The sequence below is a fragment of the Streptomyces sp. NPDC058195 genome (assembly GCF_042883525.1).
In the GTDB taxonomy this organism is placed as follows: domain Bacteria; phylum Actinomycetota; class Actinomycetes; order Streptomycetales; family Streptomycetaceae; genus Streptomyces.
Map to the genome: position 1 here is coordinate 461,861 of NZ_JBHVVM010000001.1, position 25,928 is coordinate 487,788.

A 25,928-nucleotide genomic window follows, 5' to 3' on the forward strand; every position below is an offset into this window, starting at 1 on the left:
AGCCGTTGGTTGCTGCAGGCAAACGAAAGGGGGCTTGCAGAAGTAAAGGAACGCAAAAGGCTGCGTAGGGTCGAAGTCAAGCCCGCAGCGTAGGGGCTACGCGTGGGGCGCAGTGTGTGTCATGCCACAGCAGAGGGCCCGGTGGCACCCGTATCGGAGCTTCGCCGCGTGTCCGGTGTGTCCTCGGCGCGTGCCCGCCGCGCCCTCGCCGCGTGCCCGGCGTGTCCTCGGCGTATGTCCGGCGTGTCCGGCGTGTCCGCGGCGCATCCTGCCCAGGACCGCCCCTGCCCTCACCGTGATCTGCCCGGCCTCGCCCTGTGCTGCTGCTCCCCGCACTCGTGTCTCCGGACCGCGCCCGCCTCCGCCCGGACCGCGTCCGTCCTCACGCCGGACCGCGTACGTCTTCACGTACGGGCCGTGCCTGTCCTCGCGCCCCCGGGCCGTGCCCGCTTCCGCCCGGCCCGTGGCCGCCCTCGGCCCAGACCGTGCCCGCCTTCGCCCCGGACCGCGTCCGTCCTCGCGCCCCCGGACCGTGGCCGCCTCAGCCCGGACCGTGCCCGTCCTCACGCCCCGGACCGTGCCCGTCCTCGCGCTCGGACCGTGCCTGCCTTCGCGCACGGATCGTGCCTGCCTCACCCCGGGCCGCCCGTCGCGCCCTCCGCCGTGGACCGGGCGCGTGCGCCCCCTTCCCCTCTCTCCCCTTCCGTGGCCTGCCCCCTTGCCCGACCCGGGGGTTGGGCGGCAGGGGCGAGTTCGCTAGGGTCCTGGCCCATGGCACACAACCCCCACGCCCCGCAGGGCCCCGAGGGCAACCACGACCCGGCCGGCAGCACCCAGATGTTCCGCGCCTTCGTCGACGAGGGCGAGCCGCAGCGCCGGCAGCAGCCGGCTGTCGCCGCCTCGTCCGGACCGAGGGTCGGGGTGATCGTCGGCGTCGTCGTGGTGATCGCCGCCCTCGCCGCGGTCGCCTGGCTCGCGCTCGGCTGACAGCCCCGGGCGCCGACCGGCGCACACGTCCCCCCGTCACTTCGATACGGCGGTGACATCCCGGGTCTCGACATGCATGCCCAGGGGCACCCGCCAGGCGTCCACGCAGACGGTGTACGTCGCCGTCCGCGCCGCTCCCGCGTCGATCGGCGCGGGCAGCGGCCCGGTCGACTCCACGGTCGCCCAGTCGACCCCCAGCGAACCGATCACATGCGTGGCGAACGTGACCGTTCCCGAGCGCACCGGTGATCCTCCGGCGTTCCGGAACTCCACGGTCACCTTCTCGCACCAGCGTTCTTCCCCCGCCTCCCGCACCGGGGCGCCCACGCTCAGTTCGGCGGGCCCGGAAGGCGTGCCGGGGCGCGAGGGCGACGAGGGGCCGGAGGGTGAGGAGGAGGCCGAAGGCGACGAGGGCGCCGACGGCCCGGTGGGGCGGGGTGACCCGCCCGTACCGCGCCCGGGGCCGCCGCCGGAGGGTGACCGGGAAGCGTCGGCGGACGCGCCGCCCGAGAGCCCCTCGCCCTCGCCCGCACGCGCGCCACCGCTCCCGCCCCCTTTTCCGCCCCCGCTTCCGCCGGGACGTCTGCCGTCCGGGTCGAGCGGGACCATCGTGACCCTGCCCGGCGCGATCCCCGTGCCCGCCGAGGCCGCTCCGGGGTCCGTACCCGCCGCCCCGAGCGCCACGAAGCCCTCGTCCGCCGTACCGCCGCCGCAGGCGGCCAGCACCCCGCCCAGACACAGCACGGCCGCCGAGGCGGCGATCACGGTGCCCCGGCGGCCGTTCGATCCGAGAATCCGACGTCGCATCGCGCCAGTGTGGCTGACGGTCCGTCAAATCGGAAGGGTCGCGCTCCGGTACGGAAATCCACGGCGTCAGTCGGCGATGAGTCCTTCCCGGAGCTGGGCGAGCGTACGGGTCAGCAGGCGCGAGACGTGCATCTGCGAGATGCCGACCTCCTCGCCGATCTGCGACTGGGTCATGTTGGCGAAGAAGCGCAGCATGATGATCTGGCGCTCGCGCGGCGGCAGCTTGGCCAGCAGCGGCTTGAGCGATTCGCGGTACTCGACGCCCTCCAGAGCGGAGTCCTCGTAACCGAGCCGGTCCGCGAGGGAGCCCTCGCCGCCGTCGTCCTCGGGGGAGGGCGAGTCCAGCGAGGAGGCGGTGTACGCGTTGCCGACGGCGAGTCCGTCGACCACGTCCTCCTCGGAGACCCCGAGCACCTTCGCCAGTTCGGGCACGGTCGGCGAACGGTCGAGCTTCTGCGCGAGCTCGTCGCTGGCCTTCGTCAGCGCCAGCCGCAGCTCCTGGAGGCGGCGCGGTACGCGCACCGACCACGAGGTGTCGCGGAAGAAGCGCTTGATCTCCCCGACGACGGTCGGCATCGCGAAGGTCGGGAACTCCACGCCCCGCTCGCAGTCGAACCGGTCGATCGCCTTGATCAGGCCGATCGTGCCGACCTGGACGATGTCCTCCATCGGCTCGTTGCGGCTGCGGAACCGCGCCGCGGCGTACCGCACCAGCGGGAGGTTCAGCTCGATGAGCGTGTCCCGTACGTAGGCGCGCTCCGGGCTGTCCGTGCCGTCCGGGGACGGTCCGAGCGCGGCGAGCCGCAGGAACAGGGAGCGGGACAGAGTGCGGGTGTCGATGGCTTCCGGCGAGCTGGTGAGCACAGCGGGTGCCGGTTCGCTCTTCGTGAGCGTGAGCACCTTCGAGCTGCCCTGTTCTGCGGACATGCCACCCCCTTTGAGGTCGCGGACGGTCGCGTCGAGCCGCGACCATCGGAGGAACGCAGCCTCCACCTGAATACCGGAGGCGAGGCCACGGCAAACGCGGTTTCCGCAGAATGTCACATGTCGGCAACACGCTGTAGTGACAAGTCGACAAGTCTTTGTGACATAAGCGCAGTTAACAAGGGGTGTACGCCATTCGGGCCCTGTGAAACGGACTTTGAGTGCTCTACCCGATCCGGTTAGGCATCGATCCTGTTTGCGGATCGGAGTCGGGCGAAGCTGCGGGCCAGCAGTCTTGACACGTGCATCTGGGAGACGCCCAGTTCGGCGCTGATCTGGGACTGCGTCAGGTTGCTGTAGTAGCGCAGCAGCAGGATGCGCTGCTCGCGCTCGGGCAGCTGTACGAGCAGGTGCCGTACGAGATCGCGGTGCTCGACCCCGGCGAGCGCGGGGTCCTCGTAGCCGAGCCGGTCCAGCAGTCCGGGCAGCCCGTCGCCTTCCTGGGCGGCCTCCAGCGAGGTCGCGTGGTACGAGCGTCCCGCCTCGATGCAGGCGAGTACCTCGTCCTCGGAGATCCTCAGCCGCTCGGCGATCTCCGCGGTGGTGGGCGAGCGGCCGTGCGCGGTCGTCAGGTCCTCGGTGGCCCCGGTGACCTGGACCCAGAGCTCGTGCAGCCGCCGGGGGACGTGGACGGTCCGCACGTTGTCCCGGAAGTATCGTTTGATCTCCCCGACCACGGTCGGCATCGCGAAGGTCGGGAACTGGACCCCGCGCTCCGGGTCGAACCGGTCGATGGCGTTGATCAGCCCGATGGTGCCGACCTGGACGACGTCCTCCATCGGCTCGTTGCGGCTGCGGAAGCGTGCCGCGGCGTACCGCACCAGCGGCAGGTTCGCCTCGATGAGGGCCGCCCGTACCCGGACGTGCTCGGGGGTTCCCGGCTCCAGGGTTTTGAGCTCCCCGAAGAGGACCTGGGTGAGTGCCCGGGTGTCCGCCCCCCGGCTCCGGGCGGCCTTCGCCGGCCCGGCGGGTGCGACGGGTTCGGCCTGACCGGACTGGGGAGGCACCTGAGGCGCTGTACTGGCCGGCACGATGACGCCACCCCTTTGCGGTCAACTTTATCAACGCATCCATCAAAAGCGGTCATAGCATCACAAGACATGCCCACTGTGTGCAAGCACCGTATAGCGTCGTGTTGGGTTCAACTTGGTTTAAAAACACGGAAAAGCCCCTCACCGTGGTGGTGAGGGGCTCGCAGGCCGTACGAACCGGAAGGGGAAGCCGGTCCGAACGGGTCAGAACGGGTAGTCGGCGATCACCCAGGTGGCGAATTCACGCCACTTGCCGGCGGCGGCCTGGTGGGCGGGGTGCTCGATGTAGCGCTTCAGCGCGTCCTCGTCGGCGACCGCGGAGTTGATCGCGAAGTCGTAGGCGATCGGCCGGTCCGTGATGTTCCAGGCGCACTCCCAGAACTCCAGCTCGGGGATCTGCCCCTCAAGCTCCTGGAAGGCCTTGGCCCCGGCCACGACGCGCGGTTCGTCCCGCTCGACGCCGTCGTTCAGCTTGAACAGGACCAGATGGCGGATCACGGCCTACTCCCACTCCTACTTGATGAGCTCGGACATGAACTCGCCGACGCCCTGTGCGGCACTCGCAATGCCCTCGAACCCTACCTGCACGAGATCGGCCGCGCGGGCGGGGGACGTGATGATCGTGTACAGCACGAAACCGACTATCACGTAGAGCGCTATCTTCTTCACTTGCGCCATCAGCCCCTGTCTCCCCTTCGGCCGCCTGTGTCGATCCCCTGCGCAGTCGGGTGATTCTATCCGTACGCATGGCCGGATCCCGGGGAGTACCGCGACCGCTCACGTCACCTTTAAGGACCAAGGACCCGCCGATCGAGGCCCTTCGCCCGCCCGTTCAGCCCCCGCCGAGGAGCAGGATGGACGGTGAGCCCGGCGGATGAGGCAGGAATCCGACGGGCGAGGAACGGCCCTCACTGTGGGGCCCTCCCGCGGTCCACCCCCCCCGTACCGCGCGGAGGACCTGAGGCCCGTTCTCATCGGGGGGAGCGGCTTGTCCCCCCGATGCCGCTTCCCCCGACCTGCGTCTTCCGATCTTCTGCGGCAACGTGCCGAACGCCCTGTGGTCCCCGCACACGCGAGGACCACAGGGCGTTCGGCACGTTGCGGCTTCCCGGGTGGGTGGGGTCGTGGCCCCCCAGCGGTGCCGGGTCACCCGGTTTCTCCGGTCGGTACGTCACGCGCGGTGTAGTACGCGCGGAGGGCGGCTTCGGCGCCGGAGCCCAGGGCGGTCTGGATGCGTTGGTAGCGGGGGGACCGGAGGTCACCGGCGACGATGAGACGGGGGTGCTGGGCGGCTGGGGGGCAGTAGCCGCCGGGGGCGGGGCGGAGGCCGCCGGGCGGGGGCGCGGGGGCGCTGCCGATGCTCAGGTAGGTGGCGTCGGCCGCGAGACGGTGGGGGATGCCGTCGCGGCCCCGGGTCTCCGCTGTGGCCAGGCGGTGCAGGGTCAGGTGGGCTACGGGGTGCAGGGTGACGCGGGGATCGTCGCGGATCTCCTCGACCTTGTAGTCGTCGCTCGCCGGGTAGGCGACCAGCAGGCGGGTGCGCGTGCGCGGGTGGGCGCGCAGGAACGTCCCGATCAGGCGGTCGCCGCCGAGGACGAGGAGGGTGCGGTTCTCGGCCTCCTCCGGCCCGGCCTGCCAGAGCGGGGGGAGGGGAAGCGGGGAGGAGACGGTGATCCAGGAGACGTCCCGGGGCTGGAGCGGGGCTACCCCGGTCGCGGCGATCGCGTACGGGGCGGTCAGGCGGCGGCCGTTGTCGAGGGTGGCGGTGACGTGGTCGTCGTGGGCGCGCAACTCGGTGACGTACCGGCCCAGTTCGATGTGGCAGAGCGCGGTGTTGTTCAGTTCCCCGGTGATGGCGGTGGCCAGGGAGGCGCCGTCGGTGTGGCCGCCCAGGGTGTTGTTCAGGGCCGGGATCCGGTACAAGTTGCGGCACAGGGCGTCCGGCTCGATCAGGACCGACCTCATGCCCACGCTCGCGGCCATACGGGCCGCCGCGCAGCCGGCTGGACCTCCGCCGACGATGAGGAGGCCGGTGTCCGGAGCGGGGTGGTGGAGCGGTGGGGTGGACATGGGGGCATTCCAGCACCTCGCCACCCGTGTCGGCCGGTCGCGCCGAGGCGGCGAAGCCCGGCGCTCGGCTTCCTCGGTCGGACAACGCCGCGATCCCGAGGCCGATGCCGACCGCCCGGACGCCGGTGGACCGCGCCACGGCAGCCGGACCGCCGATGGTGACGGTCGAGGAGTCTGGAGCACCCGGGGCGGTGCCTTCCGGCCTCGCCCGGCGCCCGCGGCCGGTTGCAGGCCGGGTGTCCACGCGAGGCGGCACGGCTCGTCCTGACGGGGCCTCGTCCGGTTGAGCTGTCGCGCGCGATCACGCAAAAATGTCCTCCGAACTGTGTTTCCACAGTTCGGAGGACATTGTCAGCGGTAGCGGAGGGATTTGAACCCTCGGTGAGTTTCCCCACACTCGCTTTCGAGGCGAGCTCCTTCGGCCGCTCGGACACGCTACCGAGAGAGAGCTTAGACCATCGCGGGCCGTGGAAAGAAATCGATTCTCAGCGGCTGCGGAAGAAGTCCGTCAGGAGGCTCGCGCACTCCGGTTCCAGGACGCCCTGGATGACTTCGGGGCGGTGGTTGAGGCGGCGGTCGCGCACGAGGTCCCAGAGGGAGCCCGCCGCGCCCGCCTTCTCGTCGCGGGCACCGTAGACCACCCGGTCCACGCGGGACTGGACCAGGGCGCCCGCGCACATCGTGCAGGGCTCCAGCGTGACGACCAGGGTGCATCCGGTGAGCCGCCACTCGCCGAGGGACGCGGCGGCCCGGCGCAGGGCGAGGACCTCGGCGTGCGCGGTCGGGTCGCCGGTCGCCTCGCGTTCGTTGTGACCCGTGGCGAGCGGGGCGCCGTCCGGGCCGAGGACGACGGCGCCGACCGGCACATCGCCGGCCCGCGCCGCCAGATCGGCCTCGGCCAGGGCACGGCGCATGGGCGCCCGCCACGGGTCTCTCACGGGGTCGTGCGGGTGCGCTGCCGGGGCCCGGGTCCGCGAGGTCGGCGGTACCGGTGGCTCCGGAGGGTGCGGTGGTTCGCTCACCCGCGGACCTTAACGGACGGTCTCCAGGACCTCGGCCGCGCCCAGTGCGTCCGCGATCTCCGCCAGCGCGTCCGTGCGCAGCATCAGCAGCTCGGCCTCGGGGAGCCCGAGGTCGGCCAGGACGAGGGTGTCGCCGAGCGGGCCCGCCGGTACGGCGTCGGCGTCGAACCCGTCGTCATCGTCCGGATCGTCGGAATCGGTGTCGGTATCGGTGTCGGAGTCGGAGTCTGATTTGTTGTCGGGGGTCGTGTCCGGTTCGCCGTCCTCCGTGCCGTCGAGGCCGACGAGCTCTTCGAGAGCGGCGATCGTGTCCTCGGCCCCGGGTTCGCGGCCGAGCAGTTCGTCGGTGAGCAGGATCTCCCCGTACGAGGAACGGGCGGCGGCGGTGGCGTCCGAGACGAAGATCCGGGGGTCGTCCTCACCATCCACCCGGACGACGCCGAACCAGGCGTCCTCCTGCTCGATGAAGACGAGCACCGTGTCCTCGTCCACCGAGGCATCACGGGCCAGATCAGTCAGATCGGACAGGGTCTCCACATCGTCGAGTTCCGTGTCGCTCGCTTCCCACCCGTCTTCGGTGCGCGCGAGCAGTGCGGCGAAGTACACCGTGACTCTCCCACTGGTCATAGGGGTGTCGGTCCGGCGGGAGGGCATCCGGTGGCCCGGCTGTCCTGCGTCCCGCCCATCGGAATCGTGGCAGAAACTAGGCCTTCGGGAGAGGAGTTCGGCCGTTGCGTCGGCTATCAGTTCTCCCGGACGCCGCCACCAGAGGGACTCCGGGCCGCCGTACGGGCACCGGCCGGGCGCGTCGGCGGAGGGGCGCCCGGCCGGTGTGCGGCTACCAGCGGAAGGTGCGCATGCGCATCGCCTGGCGCATCCGGGCCGCCCGCGCACGCCGGGGCTGGACCCGGTCGCGGAGCGCCTTCGCCTCGTGGAGCTCGCGCAGGAACTGGGCGCGTCGCCGCCGCCGGGCCGCGCCGCTCTCCTCCGGGTCCGGGCCGTCCGGGCCGTCCGGGGCGCCCTGGGGATCCTGAGGGCCCTGGGGATCCTGGGCGTCCTGGGCGTCCCGTGGGCCGCGAAGGCTCCGTGGATCCCGCGCGCCCTGCGCGTCCGGCTGGTTCCGCTTCCGCTTGTCGCCGTCCGGCATCGACTCATCACCCCAAGGCTGGGTCCGCATGCCCCCACCTTCCCCCCGAACATGCGGTTGATGCCAGCGCACGGGTGCGGGAGGCCCGGCTACTGTTGAACCCATGCGGATCCACGTCGTCGACCACCCACTGGTCGCGCACAAACTCACCACCCTGCGCGACAGGCGCACCGACTCGCCGACGTTCCGGCGCCTCGCCGACGAGCTGGTCACCCTGCTCGCCTACGAAGCCACCCGGGACGTGCGCACCGAACAGGTCGACATCGAGACCCCGGTCACGACCACGACCGGCGTGAAGCTGTCGTACCCGCGACCGCTGGTCGTGCCGATCCTGCGGGCCGGTCTCGGCATGCTCGACGGCATGGTGCGGCTGCTGCCCACCGCCGAGGTCGGCTTCCTGGGCATGATCCGCAATGAGGAGACGCTCAAGGCGGAGACGTACGCCACCCGGATGCCGGAGGACCTTTCCGGCCGCCAGGTGTACGTCCTGGACCCGATGCTGGCCACCGGCGGCACGCTGGTCGCGGCCATCCGCGAGCTGATCGACCGCGGTGCGGACGATGTCACCGCGGTCGTGCTGCTCGCGGCGCCGGAGGGCGTCGAGGTCATGGAGCGCGAGCTGGCCGGTACGCCGGTGACGGTGGTCACCGCCTCGATCGACGAGCGGCTCAACGAGAACGGCTACATCGTGCCGGGCCTCGGGGACGCGGGCGACCGGATGTACGGCACGGTCGACTAGGGCCTCTCGTTTGGATCATGCCGGGCTCGCGGGGGCTGGCACGCACATCTGCCGCGTTGTCGTCAGTCACCGACGCTCCGCGTCGGCTCCTTCCTCCGCCTTGCAGCTGCACGCACCAGCCCCCGCTCCCTGATCCAGCCTGATCCAAACGAAAGACCCTAGGAAACCCTGTGGTGCGTGCGGCTGCCGGGACGGAACCGGCAGCCGTCAGCAGGACGGTGCGGGGGCCGGCTTCGTCAGCTCGGCGAGGGCCGCCGCCGCTGCCGCGGGGGTGTCGAACGCCGTGAACTTCTTGCCGAGGATCAGGTCGACATCCGCCGTCCTGCGGGCGTCGGTCTTTGGCGTGGCGCCGTGCAGCTGTGTACCGAGCACCGGGAACGAGCCGTTGGTGGCCGACGGGGCGCCCAGCAGCAGACCGCGGCCGGGGACCTTCTTGTCGTACGCGGCCGGGGCGTTGCCGACTTTGCCGATGGTGAAACCGCGCTTCTTCAGCTCGTCGGCGGCCTTCTTGGCGAGGCCGCCGCGCGTCGTCGCGTTGTAGACGTTGACGGTGATCTTCGCGGGTTTCGGCAGCGCCTGCACGGGGGCCGCGGAGGCGGACGGCCGGGCGGACGGGCAGTCCGTCTTGTGGTCCGCGGCGTCGGTCTTCCGGTCGCCGCCGGTGAAGACGTCGATGAGCTGCATCGTGCCCCACCCGGCCAGCCCGAGGGCCACCACGGAAGCGGTGGCGGCGAGGATCAGCTTGCCGCGGCGCCGGGGGCGGCGCATCCGCGGGTAGGCATTGCCGGTGATGCGGTACTTTCCGCCCATGCCGGGGGGAGTGAGCATGCTCATGGGCGCAGCGTAATGCGGCCCGGAGATGATGCCTACTAAATGATCAACGGATCGCACCCGTCCGAGTGCGAAAGCACCCGAACGAACCCCGGGGCGGCCCGTGGGCCGTACAGGGGCTCGCCCGCCTCCGGGGCCGCTGGCCGGGTGGGGCGGGGGCCGCGTCGGTCAGCCGAGTTCGAGCACCCGGGCGTGCAGGACCTGGCGCTGTTGAAGCGCGGCGCGGACCGCGCGGTGCAGACCGTCCTCCAGATAGAGGTCGCCCTGCCACTTCACGACGTGCGCGAACAGGTCTCCGTAGAACGTCGAATCCTCGGCGAGGAGGGTTTCGAGGTCCAGGTTGCCCTTGGTGGTCACCAGCTGATCGAGGCGGACCGGGCGCGGCGCGACGTCCGCCCACTGCCGGGTGCTTTCCCGGCCGTGGTCGGGATAAGGCCGCCCATTTCCGATGCGCTTGAAGATCACACGGAAAGCCTACCGGGCAAGAGCCTCCGGGCGCAGCCACGGGGCCGGACTGCGATGCTGTCGAGAACGCCACAAATGCAGGCATTCCGGAATGGGGCCCTGATGAGTGACAGCGATGGCGCGGACGGCGGTACGGCCAACGGTACGGGGCCGGGCGCCGGTTCTGAGGCTGGTCCGGGGCCTGCTCCGGGCGCGGTCGGCGGCGCGGGTCCGGGCACGGGCGGGGGTGCTGGGGGAGGCGCGGGCGAAAGAGCGGGTGAACGCGCGGGTCCGGGCGTGCCGCGGGACGGGCGCGCGGGCGTACGGGATGCGGGCGCCGGGGCGGCGGGCGTGACTCCGGAGGGTGCCGGGGTGCCGGGCGTGACTCCGGAGGGTGCCGGGGCGGCGCGCGGCGACGGCGGCGGACTGCCGGAGCAGGCGCGGGGGATCGCCGCCGGGTACGCCGTTGCCGGGGACGCGCTCGAACTGGGCGCGCTGCTCTGGGACGGGGCCTGTCTGCCCGATGCGCCGATCCGGATTCCGCTGGCGATGCTCAACCGGCACGGGCTCGTCGCGGGCGCCACCGGGACCGGCAAGACCAAGACGCTCCAGCTGGTCGCCGAGCAGCTCTCGGCCGAGGGCGTCCCCGTTTTCCTCGCCGACGTCAAGGGCGACGTCTCGGGCATCGCAGCCCCGGGCGTGCCGGGCGGGAAGGCCGGGGAACGGGCGGCTCAGGTGGGGCAGGCGTGGCAGCCGGAGGGTTTCCCCTGCGCGTTCTACGCGCTCGGCGGCATCGGTCCCGGCGTACCGCTGCGGGCCACGGTCACCAGCTTCGGCCCCGTGCTCCTGTCCAAGGTCCTGCAGCTCAACCGGACCCAGGAGCAGTCGCTCGGCCTGATCTTCCACTACGCCGACGCCAAGGGCCTGGAACTGGTGGACCTGAAGGACCTCCGGGCGGTGGCCGCGTTTCTCGTATCGGACACCGGTAAGGCGGAACTCAAGGAGATCGGCGGACTTTCCACATCCACCGCAGGAGTGATCCTCCGGTCCATCACCGCCTTCGAACAGCAGGGCGCCGGTGATTTTTTCGGCGAACCGGAATTCGATACGGCGGAGTTTCTGCGCCAGGCACCGGACGGGCGCGGGATCGTCTCCGTACTCGAATTGGCGGCGGTGCAGGACAAGCCGCAGCTCTTCTCCACCTTTCTGATGTGGCTGCTTGCCGATCTTTTCCATGATCTTCCGGAAGTCGGCGATCTTGACCGGCCGAAGCTGGTCTTCTTCTTCGACGAGGCGCACCTGCTCTTCAGCGGGGCCTCGAAGGCTTTTCTGGAATCGATCACCCAGACCGTGCGGCTGATCCGTTCCAAGGGCGTGGGCGTCTTCTTCGTCACGCAGACCCCGCGGGACGTGCCCGCGGAAGTGCTGGCGCAGCTCGGGAACCGGGTGCAGCACGCGCTGCGCGCCTTCACCCCCGACGACGCGAAGGCGCTGCGGGCGACGGCGAGGACCTTCCCTGACTCGCCGTACGACCTGGAGGAGCTGCTGACGCGGCTGGGCATCGGTGAGGCCGTGGTCACGGTGCTGAGCGAGAACGGCGCGCCGACGCCGGTTGCCGCGGTCCGGCTGCGGGCGCCGAGGTCGCTGATGGGGCCGTATCCGGCGGCGGAGCTGGACGCGGCGGTGCGCGCCTCGCCGCTGTACGCGCGGTACGCGCAGGCGGTGGACCGGGAGTCGGCGTACGAGAAGCTGAGCGCCGCGGGGCGGGAGGAGGCCGGGGAGCGGGCGGTGGCCGGGGCGAAGGCTCCGGGGAGGGGCCGGGAGGAGGACACCTCGCTGGTCGAGCAGGTGGTGTCGAGCGGGATGTTCCGGTCGCTGGCCCGCTCCGTGGGGACGCAGCTGGGGCGGGAGATCTCGCGGTCGCTCTTCGGTACGGCCCGGCGCAGGCGGTAGCGGCCCGCGGGTGCGGCCGTGGATGTGGTCTGCCGACGTGATCCGCTGGCGTGGGCCGCTGGCGTGGGCCCGGGGCTACTGGTCGGCGGAGCGTTCGGCTGTTCTGGCCGCCTGCTTGAGGTGCTGCTTGTACGCGCGTACCTCGGCGAGCGACTCCGGGCCCGTGATGTCGGCGACCGAGCGGTGCGATCCGGCCTCGCCGTACGGGCCCGCCGCCTCCCGCCAGCCCTTGGGGCGTACGCCGAACTGCTTGCCGAGGAGCGCCAGGAAGATCTGAGCCTTCTGGGTGCCGAAGCCGGGCAGCGCGTTCAGCCGTTTACGCAGGTCGGCCCCGTCGGACGCGCCTGTCCACACCGCGCTCGCGTCGCCGTCGTACTCCGTGACCAGGTACTGGCACAGCTGCTGGACCCGCTTGGCCATGGAGCCGGGATAGCGGTGCAGGGCGGGCTTCGTGAGGAAGAGCCCGGCGAATGCCTCCGGGTCGTAGGCGGCGATCTCCTGGGCGTCCAGATCGTCCCGGCCCATGCGCCGCGCCAGGGAGCGCGGGCCGGTGAAGGCCCACTCCATCGGGACCTGCTGGTCCAGCAGCATGCCCACCAGGGCGGCGAGCGGGCTGCGGGCGAGCAGCGCGTCGGCCTCCGGATTTTGGGCGATCCGCAGGGTGACGGGCGGCCGGTCCTTGTCGCTCTCGGTCATGCCCCGATCATCGCGACGGCGGTGCGGCCCGGCCACTTCACCGGCGGCGGGTGCGCCCGTTTGCCGTACGGAACGGCCGGGTGCCCGAACGGGCAGCACCGGCTGCCCCCGGCCGACGGGGTCCGGGCTGGACGGGGCAGGGGCGGCGTCGTGATGGTGGAACGGTGAGGCCACCATGACGCGCCCCCGGCCGGGGCGCGGGCAGGGGAGATGACGATGCACGCACAGGAATGGGACCAGGAGCACGACCACGAGCACGGCCACACCGGGCATGACCACACCGGGAACGACCACGATCTCGACGGGACCGCGCACACCGCGCGGGCCCCCGAGGTGCGGGAGCCCGCTGGCACCGGGCAGCTCTACCGCGCCGCGGCGGCCGGGCGGGCCGATGTGGTCGGGGCCAGCGGCATGGGCGTGCTGCAGCGGGCGGTCGGCAACAGCGCGATGGGCTCGATGCTCCAGCGCAAGGAGGACCGCGCGGAGGAGGAAGAGCGCTCTCCCGTGCACGACGTGGTCTCGTCGGGCGGCGGCGCGCCGCTGGACACCGACACCCGGACCGACATGGAGGCCCGGATGGGCGCGGACTTCTCCGACGTACGCGTCCACACCGACTCGGCCGCCCACGAGTCCGCTAAGGGCGTCGGCGCGCACGCGTACACGGTCGGCAGCAACGTGGTCTTCCAGCGGGACGCCTACGACCCGTCCTCGACGCAGGGCCGCACCACCCTGGCTCACGAGCTGACCCATGTGATCCAGCAGCGCAACGGCCCGGTGGACGGTACGGAGGCCGCGGGCGGCATCCGGGTCAGCGACCCGTCCGACCGGTTCGAGCGCGAGGCCGTCGCCAACGCGGACCGGGTGCTGGCCGACCCGGCCCCGGCGCCCGCCCCGGAGGCCCCCGCGCCCGCACCGGCTTCGGCCGCCGGTCCGGCGGCGGTGCAGCGGGCCGCGACGGAGGACGAGGACGAGCAGCCGGCTGACGTACAGGGCTCCTTCGTGCAGCGGGCGAAGAAGGACGGCGAGGAGGAGGAAGAAGAGGCTCCGGCCTAGGGTCTTTCGTTTGGATCAGGCTGGATCAGCGTGCGGCGTCAGACGCGGTGCGTCGCACGGCGGAGGGACGCCCGAATACTGGATGTATCCGGGCGTCCCGACAACGCGGCGAGGTGCCCTGGCTGTCGTCGCACGCCCGCCAGGGATCACGGGACATCTCTTAGTGAGCCGGAGCCTCCTGCCGGACGCGGTGGGCTGGCCGGCTCGGTCAGTCCGTCGCGTTCGTCTTCATCGTGCCGCCCAGGAACAGCGACTCCGAACACCGCGAGGGGGTCGGCGCGTTCACCGGCTTGCCGACCTTCCGGCAGTCAACGGTCATGGTGACCTTGCCGCCAGCGGGCACCATGATCGGTGTGACGAAGTGGTAGTCGGAGTCCCGGAAGTTCTCCAGGGCCAGCCGGAGGACCGGGGCGTTCCGGCCCGAGGAGACCTCCAGCGTCCCCGCGTCACCCTGCGGGTTCTGGACCACGATGTCGGTCAGCTGGAAGGTGTGCCCGATGGGCACCTGGAGCGCCGTAGAGGTGTTCGATCCGCCGCCCACCGAGTCCCTGACCTGCGCCTGGGCGCTGGTCGGGGTGGTGACTCCGGCGTCGGAGGACGCGCCGGGGCTCGGTGAGGGGCTCGGCCTGGCCGCGCCGCCGTTCGCCCCGGAGGAGTCGCCGCCGCCGTTTGAGGCGCCCGCCGGTCCGCCCTTCTCGGGGGCGTTGCTCTTATCGGCCGCGGCGGCGGAACGCACCGCGTCCGGAGTGATCGCCTCCCTGGCCGCCGACTTCACGGCCGGGCGCAGCAGCGCGTACCAGAGCCCCACCAGCGCGATCAGCAGGACGGCCGCCAGGATCAGGGCCCGGGGCAGCCAGCGCGGCAGGACCGGTTCCTGCTGGTAGGTGCCGTCCACGACGACCGGCGCGACCGGGGCCTGGTCCTCGCCCACCTCCGGGGTGGCGACCAGCTGGAAGGGGTGCGTGAGGGGGATGCCGCGCCACATGCGCTTGGCGGGGCGTATCCGCACCTTGCCGAACTCCGCCCGGCCGGGCTCGATCCGCAGGGACTGCGCCGCGAACGAGACCCGGGCCCGCTCCGTGCCGGACTGGGCCCCCAGCCGCACGGTGAGCGGGGCGTTGCCCCGGTTGTCGACGGCGAGCTGATGCCGCCCGCTCCAGGCGCCGTGCGAGCTGCGCGGCACCAGCTCGGCGGTCGTCTCGACGAAGGGGAGTACGGTCACCTTCCCTTCGGGCACCACCGCGTCGCCCTGCTCGCTGGTGGGCACCACCCGGATCCCGAAGGTCGTCTCCCCCGCGGGCACGGTCGAGTCCCGGGGCGGGCGCAGCTTGAGGGAGACGCTCTGGGTGTCGCCGGGATACAGCGAGAGCGTGGCCGGCTCGACCGTCGACCAGGCGGCACAGGCACCGAGCACCTCGAAGCGGTACTCCTCGACGGTGCTGCCGGAGTTGAGGATCCGCAGAGGGAGGGCCGTCTCCTCGCCCGGTGCGGCCGTGACGGATGCCTCGTCGAGGCTTGCCGTGAGACTCATAGGCGCACCGTAGGTTCGGCGCTGGGCGTCGGCATCGGCCGCGGAGGAACACATTCGGGCAGATTCCCTGCCCGGATCGGCTTTTTTGTTTCCCTGTAAGGAAACAAGGGCATCTTCTGACCGCCTCAGGCTAATGAGGCAGACGAAACAGCCGGGTTGGTTGTGTTCGACGTGATGCCATCGGCTGTTGCCCAGGGGGAGCATTGCCATGGATCGCACCACCGTCGCATTGAGGGCGCAGGACCCCATCTCGCAGGCAGGCGTGGCCAGTCAATTACGCACGCGGCCCGAAGTCAGCGTGGTGGAGTGGGGGGAGGGGGAAACCTCTCCGCAGATAGTGATCGTCGTCGTGGACGCGGTCGACGAAACGGTACTGACGATGTTGCGTCATATTCAGCGCACCAGCGCCTCGCGCACGGTTCTGGTGACCACGGACATCGACGAACAGAAACTGGTGAGTGCCGCGGAGTGCGGTGTCGCCGGGGTGGTCAGGCGCTCCGAATCGACGCCGGAGCATCTGGTGCAGGTGATCGGCACGGTGGCGCGGGGCGAGGGTCACCTCCCGTCCGACCTGCTGGGACGGCTGCTGGAGGAGGTGGGCCGCCTCCAGGGGCAGGTACTCGGCCCGCGGGGGCTGCACTTCACGGGGCTCGCGGCGCGTGAGGTCGATGTGCTGAGGCTGGTCGCGGAGGGGTACGACACCGCGGACATCGCCACCAAGCTCTCCTACTCCGAGCGCACCATCAAGAACGTGCTGCACTCGGTGATGACCCGGCTGCAACTGCGCAACCGTTCGCACGCGGTGGCGTACGCGATGCGGCAGGGGCTGATCTGAGCCGACCCGCTCCGTCGGCGCGGACCGCGCGGGGCCCACTGCCCTTTCGGGCAGCGGAGGTTTCCCGGGGGTGTGACTTCCGTACCGCTGTGCGCCCGCCGTCCGGGCAGGACCCTGACGTCCGGTGTGCCGATCGGCATCCGGTGCGCCGGGTCGGGCGAGGACGGGGAGGCTTCCGTGCGCTGGTTAGAGCCGCTTCGGCGGACGTCACGGTCACGGCCGGGCGGTCGGGTGGCCGGTCGGGTGGCCGGTCGGGCGGCTTGGAGAACGGGCGTACGCGGCGGTCCGCGGCGGGTAGCAGGGGCGTCCGGTGCGCGTAGGGCTCTCGCGGTGCTCCGGATACCGGCCCTCGCGCTGCTGCTCGTGACCACCGGCGTCGCGCCCGGTTCAGCCGTTACCACCGGGGCGCCGTTGGCGGACTCGGTGCCCGAACCCTGGGTCACACCCGCCGAGTTCACCGACACGGTCGACCCGGGCGGCTCCACGGGCGTGGACAAGCAGGTGCGTACGCCGGCGATCCCGCCGCGGCCGGACGTGATCCTGCTGGTGGACGGCACCCGCAGCATGACAACGCCGATCGAGGTGGTGAAGAGGCGCATCCCCGAGATCACCACGGCGATCCGCAAGGAGCAGCCGGAGTCCCGTTTCGCCGTGGCCACCTTCGGAGATGAGTGGGCGGACCCTCCCGAGGCCGGATTCAAGGTGACCCAGGGGCTGACGTACGACCTGGACAAGGTCCAGACGGGCGTCGACGATCTCAAGGCCAATCTGGGCACCGACAGCAAGGGGCCCGCAGAGGACTGGCTCTACGCCCTGTGGAAGCTGGCCAACGGCGGTGACGGGCAGACCGTGTTCCGCCCCGACTCCAGCCCGGTCGTCGTCCTGGTGGGCGACGCGTCCAGCCACGAGCCCAGCAACTACCGATGGAGCTTCAGCGACGCCGAGTTCGCCCTCCAGGACGCGGGAGTGCGGCTGATCGCGGTCGGGCTGACCAGTGATCTGGGCGACGGGCTCAACGGCAACGGCCAGATACCCGATTACGACGACGATCCGCCGCACGAGCCGAACCAGGCGCTGCGCATGGTGAACGCCACCAACGGCCGGATGATCGACGGCATCGAGGGCGACGACGTCGTGGACGCCATCATCGAAGGTTTCCGCAACCTTCCCACGAACGTGAGCTACCGCCTCGACAACTGCGATCCGCATCTTTCCGTCAGCCTCGACCCGCCCGTCCGGCAACTCGTCAGCGGCGAGACCGCGCACTTCGCGGAGAACATCGACGTCTCCGCCGACGCGCCCCAGGGCACCCGGCTGAGCTGCACCGTCCAGTTCCTGATGGGCACCCAGGCCCCGGGCACGGAGACGATCGGGCCCGCCGCTGCCGCCGACCCGAAATACCAGGAGCAGATCAGCATCGACGTGAACGACATCGCCGCACCCGTGGTCACCGTGGACGATCTGACCGTCCGCGCCAAGGACAAGGACGGCGCGCGCGTCACGTACACCGCCACCGCCGAGGACACCACCGACGGAACGCTCCCGGTGACCTGCACGCCCGCCTCCGGATCGCTCTTCCCGGTCGGCCGGACCGCGGTGACCTGCACGGCGACCGACTCGGCGGGCAACACCGGGACGGACACCGCCGAGATCGAGGTCCTGGAGGCGCCCGTCCCGCCCTCGGCGGACGTGGCGGTCAGGGCCGACGTCAGCCCCGACCGCACCTACACCGGGCGCCAGGCCCACGCCCGCTTCGTCGTCACCAACGCGGGCCCGGACCCGGCGACGGGCGTGGTCATCGGCACCACCTGGCCGAAGACGTCCAAGAAGGGGGACCGCACCCTGCCCGCCCTGACCCGCTGCACGGCGGCGAAACCCTGCACCGTGCCACCCGGCGGCCGGATCGAGGTGACCCAGGACGCCACGTACCGCGCGGCGGTCACCGGAGACGTACGGGCCACCGTGCGCGGCACGCTGCCGGACCGCCGCGAGGCCAACAACCAGGACACCGACCGGTTGCGCGTCCTGAAGCCCTCGCTGACCGTCACCCCGCAGGTCGCCAAGCCGGGGCAGCCGGTGCTGGCCCGTGGCAAGGACTATCCGCCGGGCGCGTCGGTACGTTTCACGTGGAACACCGGCATCACGCCCGGCGGAGCCACGGCCACGGTCGGCCGCGACGGCGCCTTCGAGGTGCAGGTCCTGGTCCTGCGCAAGGACAAGCTGGGACCGCGCATCCTGCGGGCGGACGCGCGGGACCTGGCCCGGCTCCAGAAACCGGTCCTGGTGGTGCAGCGCAACCTCCAGCCGCCGGACTTCGCGGGGCGCGCGTGAGCACCGCCGGGCATCGCGGGGCGTGTGTGAATACGGCCGGACTTCGCGGGGCGTGTGTGCCTGTCGTCGGGCTTCGCGGGGCGCGCGTGAGTACGGCCGGGCTTCGCGGGGCGTGCGCGGGCGCCACGGACCGTGCGGGGGTGACCGGGTGATCCACGAGGTCGATGACGTACTGCGGGCCCTGATCAGGGCGGAGGTGCTCGGCGGCGGCCAGATCGCGGTGGTCTTCGACGCCCCGACCCGGGAGTGGGCGGCGAAGGTCAACGCGCCGATGGTCAACCTGTACCTCTACGACATCCGCGAGGACATGCGCCGACGCGAGCGCGGTCTGCACAACGACTACGACGAGCGGGGCACGATCATCGCGCGCCGCCGCCCGCCCCGGTTCTTCAAGCTGTCGTACCTGATCACGGCGTGGACCAAGCGCCCGGAGGACGAACACCGGCTGCTCTCGTCCCTGCTGGGCTGCCTGCTGCGGTACGAGGCGCTGCCGCCGGACCGGATGGCGGGAACCCTGGCGGAGATCGGGGCGCCGGTGCCGATGTCGATCGCTCTGCCGCCGCCGGAGGACCGCTCGTTCGCGGACGTGTGGAGCGCGCTGGGCGGGGAGCTGAAGCCCTCACTCGACCTGGTCGTCAGCGTGCCGGTGACCGCCTCGCCGAGCTACGCGGTCGGGCCGCCGGTGGGCGACGAGGGGATGGAAGCCCGGTTCGGGGACGTGCCCGCCCGCGCCGAACCCGTCTCGGAGCCGATGCCGGGGCGCGGCGGACTCCCGGTGTACGGGGGCCGTCCGGGGCGGCCGGGGCGGCCGGACGGGGACCTCGCCGCGTCTCGCGTCCCCGACGCGGAGCGGCGACGGGGTCTGTCCCTCCGCATCACGGAGACCCGGAGGACGGGGAGCGGGCGCGCCGGTGCCGGGGCGGGGACTGCGGGGGCCGGGGCTACGGAGGACAGTGCTGAATGACCACCGCCGGTGATCCGAACCTGCGCCATCTCCTCGCCCGCGCGGTGGTCGTGGAGCAGCGCGTCCGACGGGCGGTCGAGGCCCGGCAACTCACCGATCCGGACCCGGACGACGCCTTCCGCGGCCTCTACCTCACGGACGAGAACATCGCGCGGCTGCTGGACGAGGAAGCGGCCCGCGCGTTCCCGGACCCCGTTCCCGTTCCCGTTCCGGCGTCCGTGGCCGAGTCCGGCCCGGGTGGGGAGAAGGAGGCCAGGCTGACGTCGCTGGCCGCCGAGTTCGGACTGACCGACCTCGACATCGAGATCCTGCTCATCGCGCTCGTACCGGATCTCGACGACCGCTTCGAGGCGTTCTACGGCTACCTCAACGACGACGTCACCCGCCGCCGCCCCTCCATCGGCCTGGCCCTGGGCCTGTGCGGGCTGTCCCCCGCCGACCAGGAGGCGCGCGGCCGGCTCGCGGCCCGTGCCCCGCTCCGCGAGGGACGCCTGCTGCTGGTCGAGGACCTGGACCGGCCGTTCCTGAGCCGGGCGCTGCGCGTTCCCGACCGGGTGACCGCGCACCTGCTGGGCGATGACACCTCCGACCCGCGCCTCGTCGGCCTCCTCGCCCCGTGGCGCGCCGTGCCCGGCGTCGGCGACCCGGTCCCGCTCGCCGGGGCGCTCGCCCACGGCGTCCCGCTCGCCTACCTCCGCGAGGACCAGGGCGGCGCCGGAACCGCCCTCGCGGCCTCCGCGCTGACCCGCGCGGGCCACCGGGTCCTCGGCCTGGACCTGGCCCGCCTCGCCGAGGACCCTGCCCCCGCCGAGGCCGTCCGCTCCCTGGTCCGGGAGGCCCGGCTGACCGGCGCGGGCGTGGTCTGTGCCCCGCTCGACGCGGTCTGCCGCGAGCACCCGGGGCTGCTCAGGCTGCTCACCGGCACCCCGGTCCCCACCGTGCTGGTGGGCCGGGCCCCCTGGGACGCGGCCTGGTCCGCCGCCCCGCCGCTGCTCCTGCACGCCCCGCGCGTGGAACCCGCCACCCGGGCGGCCCTCTGGAGCGAGGCCTACGACGCGCCGGTTCCCGCGGCCGTCGACGTGGACCGGCTGCTCTCCCCGTTCCTGCTCACCCCGGAACAGATCACCCGCGCCGCCCGGGGCGCCGCCCAGACCACCCACCTGGACGGCGGCACCCTCACCCCCGACCACGTACGTCAAGGCGCCCGCGCCCAGAACGCGGCGGGCCTGGACCGCCTGGCCCGCCGTATCGAACCCGCCGTCGGCTGGGACGACCTGGTGCTCCCGCCCGACACCCACGCCCAGCTCCGCGAACTCACCGCCCGCGCCCGGCACCGCGACCGGGTCCTGGGGGAATGGGGCATGCGCCCCGGTGGCGGCCGGGGCCGCGGCGTATCGGCGCTCTTCGCGGGCGACTCCGGCACCGGCAAGACGATGTCGGCGGAGGTCATCGCCGCCGATCTGGGCCTGGACCTCTACACGGTCGACCTCGCGACGGTCATCGACAAGTACGTGGGCGAGACGGAGAAGAACCTGGAGCGGATCTTCTCCGAGGCGGCGGGCGTGAACGGCGTCCTCCTCTTCGACGAGGCGGACGCGATCTTCGGCAAGCGCTCCGACGTGAAGGACGCCCACGACCGCTACGCGAACGTCGAGAGCGCCTACCTCCTCCAGCGCATGGAGTCCTTCGACGGCCTGGCCATCCTCGCCACCAACCTCCGGGCCAACCTGGACGACGCCTTCACCCGCCGCCTGGACCTCGTCATCGACTTCCCGGTCCCGGACCCGGAGCAGCGCCAGGTCCTCTGGGAACGCTGCCTGGGCCCCGTACTGCCCCGTGGCACGGACCTGGACCTCGCGTTCTGCGCGGAGAACTTCGAGCTGGCGGGCGGCAACATCCGCTCGATCGCGGTGACCGCCGCGTACCTGGCCGCGGACACCGGCGAACCCGTGACGATGCCGACGCTGATCCACGCCGTCCAGCGCGAGTACCAGAAGCTGGGCCGGCTGACACTGGCGTCGGAGTTCGGCCCGTACCTGGAGCTGCTGGGCTGAGCACCGGCCGGCGCGGGCCCTATTGCGCGGGTGCGGAGTTGGCGCGACCGTGGTCCGGAACCGGTGAACCGTTCCTCCGTACCCACGTACGCGTATCCGTACTGCCATGGGAGTCAGCGTGACCGCACTGCCCGTTCCGCCCCGCGAGTTGCCTCACGAGTTGCCTCACGAGTTGCCTCATGAGCTGCACGGCGAAGGCCCGCACAAGGTGATCGCGGTGCACGGCTGGCTCGCCGACCGTTCCGCGTACGCCCCCGTGCTCCCCGACCTCGACCTCGCCTCGTTCACGTACGCGGTGGTGGACCTGCGCGGATACGGCGAGGCCCGCGACGCGGACGGTACGTACACCACGGCCGAGGGGGCCGGGGACGTGCTCGCACTGGCCGACCGGCTCGGCTGGGCGCGGTTCTCGCTGATCGGCCATTCGATGGGCGGATCGGTCGTCCAGCGGGTGCTGGCCGACGCACCGGAGCGGGTGCGGAGGATGGCCGGGGTCTCGCCGGTCCCCGCCTCCGGGCTGCCGCTGCCGCCCGAGCAGTGGGAGCTGTTCGCCGGGGCGGCCGACACCCCGGCCAACCGCCGAGCCATCCTCGACACCACCACCGGCGGCCACCGCCCGGCCGCCTGGCTGGACCGGATGGTGCGCCGCTCGGTGGAGTGCAGCGACGCGAAGGCGTTCCGGGCCTGGCTGGACTCCTGGGCGGGCGAGGACTTCCACGACCGGATCGAGGGCTCGCCGGTACCGGCCCTCGCGGTGGCGGGTGCCCTGGACCCGGCCCTGTCCGCGGAGCTGCAACGCGGCACCTGGATGCGCTGGTACCCGAACGCCGAGCTCGTGGAACTGCCGGGGTGCGGCCACTACGCGATGGACGAGACCCCGCTCGACGTGATCCGGGTGGTGGAGGACTTCCTGCGGGCGGACGCGGACGCGGACGCGTGAGTGGTTCCGTGCCCGTGACCGTCCCGCAGGTCTTCGACCCGAGGCTGTACGGGCAGGGCGTCCCGCACGACCGCTACCGCCTTCTGCGCGACCACCACCCGGTGGCGTGGCAGGAGGAGCCGGAGGTGCTCGGCTGGCCGGAGGGACCGGGCTTCTGGGCGGTCGCCCGGCACGCGGACGTGGTCCGGGTGCTGAAGGACTCCGCGACGTACTCCTCGTACCTGGGCGCCACCCAGATCCGCGACCCGGACCCGGCCGACCTGCCGTTCATCCGCCGCATGATGCTCAACCAGGACCCGCCGCACCACCGCCGCCTGCGCACCCTGGTCAGCCGCGCCTTCACCCCGGGACGCATCGACCGCTTCGCAACGGTCGTACGCGAACGGGCCCGCGCCCTGCTCACCCGCGCCGTCACCGACGCGCGGGACGGGAACGGCACCTGCGACCTCGTCGCCCAAGTCACCGACCAATACGCCCTGCTCAACCTCACCGACCTGCTCGGCGTACCGGACACCGACCGCGCGCTGCTCCTCCACTGGACGCGGCGCGTCATCGGCTACCAGGACCCCGACGAGTCCGGCACCCCCGTACCCGGCCCGGACGGCAAACCGCTCAACCCCCGCTCCCCGTCCGCCCTGCGCGACATGTTCGACTACGCCCACGACCTGGCCGCCCACAAGCGCCGCCACCCGGCCGACGACGTGATGACGGCCCTGGCCACGGACCCGGAACTGACCGGCCCTGAACTGGAGATGTTCTTCTTCCTCCTGGTCATCGCGGGCAACGACACGGTCCGCAGCGCCGCTCCCGGCGGGCTGAGCCTGCTGGCCCAACATCCGCAGGAGTACGGCAGGTTGTGCCGGGGCGAGGCGGGGACGGCGACGGCCGTGGACGAACTCCTCCGCCGCCACCCCCCGGTCCTCACCTTCCGTCGCACGGCCACCCAGGACACGGATCTGGCCGGCACCCGCATCCGCGCGGGCGACAAGGTGGTCGTCCTCCACGCCTCCGCTAACCACGACGAACGCGTCTTCCCGTCCCCCTTCACCCTGGACCTCACCCGCACCCCCAACCCCCACGTCTCCTTCGGCGACGGCCCCCACGTCTGCCTGGGCGCCCACTTCGCGCGGCTGCAGCTGAGCGCTCTGTACGAGGAGACCTGCCGGGTGCTGCCGCCGGGCTACTTCCAACTCACCGGGTCACCCCGTTACTTGGTCTCGAACTTCATCAACGGGGTGAAGTCGCTGCCGATGACGGTGGCTGGCGGATAGGGCCCGGCCGTCTCCACGGGACGGCAGCCGTTGCTCGTGCCGCAGGGAGGTGGTCGGCGCTGTCTGCTCACGGCTTCGTGTCACCGGAGTCCGCAGTCTGAACGAACGCCCGCTCCAGGGCCCAGTCGGTCGACTTCTTCGCCAGCCAGGCCGTCTTCCGCAACGTGTGCTCGCCCTTGCCCCGGGCATCGAGGGCGATCTGATTCAAGGAGCGGTTGCCGGGCTCATCACTCTCTACTTCTTTCTGCTGTCCTTCTCTCGCCATGAGACTCAATGCCGTTCCCATCCGGATGGCTGGCGAGGGATCTTTCAGTTTCTCATGGAGCCAATGCAATTCTGCTGCGGGAACAGGGTTTTGCCTGAAGATCAAATTTGTCATGCCTTCGATGATGTCGATCCGAAATGCGTCTCCCGCCTGTTCCGCGTACATGTTTCGGAAGGTCAAAGTCAGGTTATTTGGACATTCCTTGATTCGCGAGAGAAGGAAGACTGACGATCCTCGGACCGATTCATCGTTATCTCTTCCCAAGAGGTGAATGACTGAAGGCATGCAGCTTCTGTAAGTTTCCGAAATAGCCTGCTCCCACGCCACCATTTCGGTGAAATAGTGGCGTGTTTCTGGATCTTCGTCCCATCGGAACTGCCAGGTTCCCAATGTGTCCTCGTAAGCGCTTCCCAGGTAGTTCAGAATCTCCCTCCGAGCCTTTGTTTCGGAGCGTGTGGCGATGTCAAAGAGCAAGGGGATTGCCATGACGGCCTCCTCTGAGAAAGCCGCCCCTTGTGGGCTGATTTTTTCTTCGATCGAACTCAGGGCGGAAACGGCTGTCCGGTGATCTGCTCTGCGTAGCTTCTTGATCAATTTCTGCAACTTCATCGGGCGCTCCATTGTGCTCCCTCGACTGTGGTCGGCAATCAGCGATTCAGAATCCTTATGCCCATGTCGGATAACAAGAGTTTGCATAAGTCGCAGGGCATGTAGACGTCTCCGCAATTGTCCATCTCTGCCTTTGCGGCTTCCATGGAACCGTTCCGTGCCGGATTGCTCTCCTCCTCGCTCACCGTTTCGTATATTCTATTGCGCCTGTTGTATTCCTCCTGCTTCTTCTCCTTTCTTTCTTTTTCTCTGTAGGCTTCACTGATGCATTCTATTTCGGCGCATCCTAGGTGGTGGTTCTTGCGCAAGCGTTGTATCTCCTTGAGTGCTTCCGGGTGGACGGACGACTTTGGTCGATTCTTCATGCTCTTTCCTTCGTAGATGCCTCCGCCAACTGTGCGTAATATCGCGACTGCCTTGCATTTTCCCTTGTTGTTCTCGGCGAGCTGCGTGAGGGCTTCTGAGTTCTTGCTCTCTTCTTTCCCCTTCTTTTTGGATTTTTTATTTCCTTTGGGGTTGATTTCCCCAAAGATTACCCAGTTCGATCCTTTGAGCGCGGCGTAGAGTCGAGTCAGGCTGTACTTTGACCGAATGGGGCTCAGTGTGGGATCTATTTCTCTCTTTTCTATGTTTTCTCCAGGTATTGCATCTACCTGGTCGACGGCGGCTTGAATGGCCTTTTGTAGACGGTTCTCCTTTTCTTCGAGGGGGGATGGCTTCCCTTCCTTCTTTTCTCCTTCCTTCTTTTTCTTCTCCCTGAGTTTGTTCCAGAGGGCTTTGCCTTTTTTGGTGATGAGGTTGATGATTTTGTCGATGGCGCGGGTGACGGGTTTGGATACGGTGTGGAAGACGGATTTGACTTTGTTGGCGAGGCCGCTGATTCCGAGGATTGAGGCGAGGAAGCCGATGAGGAGGGGGATGCTGGTGGCGAGGGCGGTTTCGATCATTTTGGGGACGCCTGCTGCGCCGCCGTTGGCGATGGTGATGACGGCGTCGAGGACGGCGTTGACGAAGTCGGCGATCTGGGCGCCCTGGGTCACGATGAATGTGACGATGTCGATGATGCCTTTGACGGCGCGGATGAAGGCGGAGGCGGGGTTGAGGAGGGAGAGGATCCAGGTGATTCCGGCGATGAGGACGGTGGGGATGAGGTAGGTGGTGAGTTTTTCGAGGATGGTGGCTTTGAGGTCGCCTGCTTCTGCGGTGATTTCGCTGACGGCGCCGGCGGGGCCTTCGGTGGCGAGTTTCTTCGCGACGGGGACGGAGGTCTCGATGGTGGTGAGGGCTTGTTCGGGGATGCCTTTCTGGGTGATGCGGGTGCGGATGCTGGCCCAGGTGAGGCCGAGGAGGGAGCCGATGAGCTG

At 70.6% G+C, this 25,928-nt stretch carries 24 protein-coding genes, 1 tRNA gene and 1 pseudogene; 10 read left to right on the forward strand and 16 right to left on the reverse strand.

The features are described 5' to 3' along the window. Positions 1–771 precede the first annotated feature (771 nt). Positions 772–987: a hypothetical protein gene (locus ACFVWY_RS02070; RefSeq protein ID WP_389866243.1), complete on the forward strand. Its 216-nt coding sequence runs from the start codon at positions 772–774 to the stop codon at positions 985–987. Between the two features lie 36 nt (positions 988–1,023). Here ACFVWY_RS02070 and ACFVWY_RS02075 read toward each other — a convergent pair whose 3' ends face one another. The 10 genes from ACFVWY_RS02075 to ACFVWY_RS02120 form a co-directional block, all read right to left on the reverse strand. Beyond that, on the reverse strand, positions 1,024–1,794 hold the full coding sequence (locus tag ACFVWY_RS02075; protein ID WP_389866245.1) for a hypothetical protein: 771 nt from the start codon (positions 1,792–1,794) through the stop codon (positions 1,024–1,026). Positions 1,795–1,860: 66 nt separating this feature from the next. Then, positions 1,861–2,721, reverse strand: a complete 861-nt coding sequence (locus ACFVWY_RS02080) for an RNA polymerase sigma factor SigF (protein ID WP_389866247.1) — start codon at positions 2,719–2,721, stop codon at positions 1,861–1,863. A gap of 236 nt (positions 2,722–2,957) precedes the next feature. After that, entirely contained in the window at positions 2,958–3,809 is an 852-nt protein-coding gene (locus ACFVWY_RS02085; protein ID WP_389866250.1) for an RNA polymerase sigma factor SigF, read from the reverse strand. A gap of 204 nt (positions 3,810–4,013) precedes the next feature. Beyond that, on the reverse strand, positions 4,014–4,307 hold the full coding sequence (locus ACFVWY_RS02090; RefSeq protein WP_389866253.1) for a Dabb family protein: 294 nt from the start codon (positions 4,305–4,307) through the stop codon (positions 4,014–4,016). 15 nt (positions 4,308–4,322) lie between these two features. Then, positions 4,323–4,487, reverse strand: coding sequence for a hypothetical protein (locus ACFVWY_RS02095; RefSeq protein WP_389866254.1), 165 nt, complete (start codon positions 4,485–4,487; stop codon positions 4,323–4,325). A gap of 468 nt (positions 4,488–4,955) precedes the next feature. Beyond that, positions 4,956–5,879 (reverse strand): FAD-dependent oxidoreductase, encoded by a 924-nt coding sequence (locus tag ACFVWY_RS02100; RefSeq protein ID WP_389866255.1) that lies wholly within the window; start codon positions 5,877–5,879, stop codon positions 4,956–4,958. Between the two features lie 355 nt (positions 5,880–6,234). Further along, positions 6,235–6,319, reverse strand: a tRNA-Ser gene (locus tag ACFVWY_RS02105). A gap of 45 nt (positions 6,320–6,364) precedes the next feature. After that, on the reverse strand, positions 6,365–6,793 hold the full coding sequence (gene tadA / locus ACFVWY_RS02110; RefSeq protein ID WP_389866256.1) for a tRNA adenosine(34) deaminase TadA: 429 nt from the start codon (positions 6,791–6,793) through the stop codon (positions 6,365–6,367). 117 nt (positions 6,794–6,910) lie between these two features. Next, positions 6,911–7,507: a hypothetical protein gene (locus ACFVWY_RS02115; RefSeq protein WP_389866336.1), complete on the reverse strand. Its 597-nt coding sequence runs from the start codon at positions 7,505–7,507 to the stop codon at positions 6,911–6,913. A 232-nt stretch (positions 7,508–7,739) separates the two neighbouring features. Then, entirely contained in the window at positions 7,740–8,048 is a 309-nt protein-coding gene (locus ACFVWY_RS02120) for a hypothetical protein (protein WP_389866338.1), read from the reverse strand. Positions 8,049–8,151: 103 nt separating this feature from the next. Here ACFVWY_RS02120 and upp point away from each other — a divergent pair, with 103 nt between their 5' ends. Further along, entirely contained in the window at positions 8,152–8,787 is a 636-nt protein-coding gene (gene upp / locus ACFVWY_RS02125; RefSeq protein WP_389866259.1) for a uracil phosphoribosyltransferase, read from the forward strand. 207 nt (positions 8,788–8,994) lie between these two features. Here upp and ACFVWY_RS02130 read toward each other — a convergent pair whose 3' ends face one another. Both ACFVWY_RS02130 and ACFVWY_RS02135 read right to left on the reverse strand, forming a co-directional pair. Then, on the reverse strand, positions 8,995–9,597 hold the full coding sequence (locus ACFVWY_RS02130; protein ID WP_389866341.1) for a LytR C-terminal domain-containing protein: 603 nt from the start codon (positions 9,595–9,597) through the stop codon (positions 8,995–8,997). Positions 9,598–9,786: 189 nt separating this feature from the next. Then, positions 9,787–10,083 (reverse strand): type II toxin-antitoxin system VapB family antitoxin, encoded by a 297-nt coding sequence (locus ACFVWY_RS02135; protein ID WP_072488263.1) that lies wholly within the window; start codon positions 10,081–10,083, stop codon positions 9,787–9,789. A 75-nt stretch (positions 10,084–10,158) separates the two neighbouring features. Here ACFVWY_RS02135 and ACFVWY_RS02140 point away from each other — a divergent pair, with 75 nt between their 5' ends. After that, the gene (locus tag ACFVWY_RS02140; protein WP_389866261.1) at positions 10,159–12,015 is read left to right on the forward strand and encodes a helicase HerA-like domain-containing protein; all 1,857 of its coding nucleotides are present in this window, start codon (positions 10,159–10,161) and stop codon (positions 12,013–12,015) included. A 75-nt stretch (positions 12,016–12,090) separates the two neighbouring features. Here ACFVWY_RS02140 and ACFVWY_RS02145 read toward each other — a convergent pair whose 3' ends face one another. Beyond that, positions 12,091–12,711, reverse strand: a complete 621-nt coding sequence (locus ACFVWY_RS02145) for an HhH-GPD-type base excision DNA repair protein (protein WP_389866264.1) — start codon at positions 12,709–12,711, stop codon at positions 12,091–12,093. A 210-nt stretch (positions 12,712–12,921) separates the two neighbouring features. Between ACFVWY_RS02145 and ACFVWY_RS02150 the strand changes: the two genes are divergently transcribed. Next, positions 12,922–13,764 carry a DUF4157 domain-containing protein gene (locus ACFVWY_RS02150; protein WP_389866266.1) on the forward strand — a complete coding sequence of 281 codons (843 nt, stop codon included), beginning with the start codon at positions 12,922–12,924 and terminating at the stop codon, positions 13,762–13,764. Between the two features lie 208 nt (positions 13,765–13,972). Here the strand turns inward: ACFVWY_RS02150 and ACFVWY_RS02155 are convergent, their stop codons facing one another. After that, a complete protein-coding gene (locus ACFVWY_RS02155) occupies positions 13,973–15,295 on the reverse strand; it encodes a hypothetical protein (protein ID WP_389866268.1) in 1,323 nt (440 codons plus the stop codon). A 208-nt stretch (positions 15,296–15,503) separates the two neighbouring features. Here ACFVWY_RS02155 and ACFVWY_RS02160 point away from each other — a divergent pair, with 208 nt between their 5' ends. The 6 genes from ACFVWY_RS02160 (at position 15,504) to ACFVWY_RS02185 (ending at position 23,690) form a co-directional block, all read left to right on the forward strand. Next, the gene (locus ACFVWY_RS02160) at positions 15,504–16,130 is read left to right on the forward strand and encodes a response regulator transcription factor (RefSeq protein WP_389866271.1); all 627 of its coding nucleotides are present in this window, start codon (positions 15,504–15,506) and stop codon (positions 16,128–16,130) included. 330 nt (positions 16,131–16,460) lie between these two features. Then, positions 16,461–18,461, forward strand: coding sequence for an HYR domain-containing protein (locus ACFVWY_RS02165; protein WP_389866274.1), 2,001 nt, complete (start codon positions 16,461–16,463; stop codon positions 18,459–18,461). 148 nt (positions 18,462–18,609) lie between these two features. Then, the gene (locus ACFVWY_RS02170) at positions 18,610–19,425 is read left to right on the forward strand and encodes a DUF4255 domain-containing protein (RefSeq protein ID WP_389866275.1); all 816 of its coding nucleotides are present in this window, start codon (positions 18,610–18,612) and stop codon (positions 19,423–19,425) included. Then, positions 19,422–21,479 (forward strand): ATP-binding protein, encoded by a 2,058-nt coding sequence (locus ACFVWY_RS02175; protein WP_389866278.1) that lies wholly within the window; start codon positions 19,422–19,424, stop codon positions 21,477–21,479. Before ACFVWY_RS02170 ends, ACFVWY_RS02175 begins: the two co-directional genes overlap by 4 nt. A 106-nt stretch (positions 21,480–21,585) precedes the next feature. Further along, a complete protein-coding gene (locus ACFVWY_RS02180; protein ID WP_389866280.1) occupies positions 21,586–22,419 on the forward strand; it encodes an alpha/beta fold hydrolase in 834 nt (277 codons plus the stop codon). Positions 22,420–22,433: 14 nt separating this feature from the next. After that, a complete protein-coding gene (locus ACFVWY_RS02185) occupies positions 22,434–23,690 on the forward strand; it encodes a cytochrome P450 (protein WP_389866282.1) in 1,257 nt (418 codons plus the stop codon). Positions 23,691–23,757: 67 nt separating this feature from the next. On the opposite strand, the gene ACFVWY_RS02190 is transcribed toward ACFVWY_RS02185, so the two are convergent. Beyond that, a complete protein-coding gene (locus tag ACFVWY_RS02190) occupies positions 23,758–24,564 on the reverse strand; it encodes a hypothetical protein (RefSeq protein ID WP_389866285.1) in 807 nt (268 codons plus the stop codon). 38 nt (positions 24,565–24,602) lie between these two features. Beyond that, a pseudogene (locus ACFVWY_RS02195) lies at positions 24,603–25,928 on the reverse strand (hypothetical protein); the annotation flags it as partial.

Excerpts from the sequence above, each read along its gene's own strand:
- ACFVWY_RS02070 (WP_389866243.1), top strand. The coding sequence starts at position 772 with ATGGCACACAACCCCCACGCCCCGCAGGGCCCCGAGGGCAACCACGAC.
- ACFVWY_RS02075 (WP_389866245.1), bottom strand. The coding sequence starts at position 1,794 with ATGCGACGTCGGATTCTCGGATCGAACGGCCGCCGGGGCACCGTGATC.
- ACFVWY_RS02080 (WP_389866247.1), bottom strand. The coding sequence starts at position 2,721 with ATGTCCGCAGAACAGGGCAGCTCGAAGGTGCTCACGCTCACGAAGAGC.
- ACFVWY_RS02095 (WP_389866254.1), bottom strand. The coding sequence starts at position 4,487 with ATGGCGCAAGTGAAGAAGATAGCGCTCTACGTGATAGTCGGTTTCGTG.
- ACFVWY_RS02100 (WP_389866255.1), bottom strand. The coding sequence starts at position 5,879 with ATGTCCACCCCACCGCTCCACCACCCCGCTCCGGACACCGGCCTCCTC.
- tadA (WP_389866256.1), bottom strand. The coding sequence starts at position 6,793 with ATGCGCCGTGCCCTGGCCGAGGCCGATCTGGCGGCGCGGGCCGGCGAT.
- ACFVWY_RS02120 (WP_389866338.1), bottom strand. The coding sequence starts at position 8,048 with ATGCCGGACGGCGACAAGCGGAAGCGGAACCAGCCGGACGCGCAGGGC.
- upp (WP_389866259.1), top strand. The coding sequence starts at position 8,152 with ATGCGGATCCACGTCGTCGACCACCCACTGGTCGCGCACAAACTCACC.
- ACFVWY_RS02130 (WP_389866341.1), bottom strand. The coding sequence starts at position 9,597 with ATGGGCGGAAAGTACCGCATCACCGGCAATGCCTACCCGCGGATGCGC.
- ACFVWY_RS02140 (WP_389866261.1), top strand. The coding sequence starts at position 10,159 with ATGCAGGCATTCCGGAATGGGGCCCTGATGAGTGACAGCGATGGCGCG.
- ACFVWY_RS02145 (WP_389866264.1), bottom strand. The coding sequence starts at position 12,711 with ATGACCGAGAGCGACAAGGACCGGCCGCCCGTCACCCTGCGGATCGCC.
- ACFVWY_RS02150 (WP_389866266.1), top strand. The coding sequence starts at position 12,922 with ATGACGATGCACGCACAGGAATGGGACCAGGAGCACGACCACGAGCAC.
- ACFVWY_RS02155 (WP_389866268.1), bottom strand. The coding sequence starts at position 15,295 with ATGAGTCTCACGGCAAGCCTCGACGAGGCATCCGTCACGGCCGCACCG.
- ACFVWY_RS02160 (WP_389866271.1), top strand. The coding sequence starts at position 15,504 with ATGGATCGCACCACCGTCGCATTGAGGGCGCAGGACCCCATCTCGCAG.
- ACFVWY_RS02175 (WP_389866278.1), top strand. The coding sequence starts at position 19,422 with ATGACCACCGCCGGTGATCCGAACCTGCGCCATCTCCTCGCCCGCGCG.
- ACFVWY_RS02180 (WP_389866280.1), top strand. The coding sequence starts at position 21,586 with ATGGGAGTCAGCGTGACCGCACTGCCCGTTCCGCCCCGCGAGTTGCCT.
- ACFVWY_RS02190 (WP_389866285.1), bottom strand. The coding sequence starts at position 24,564 with ATGAAGTTGCAGAAATTGATCAAGAAGCTACGCAGAGCAGATCACCGG.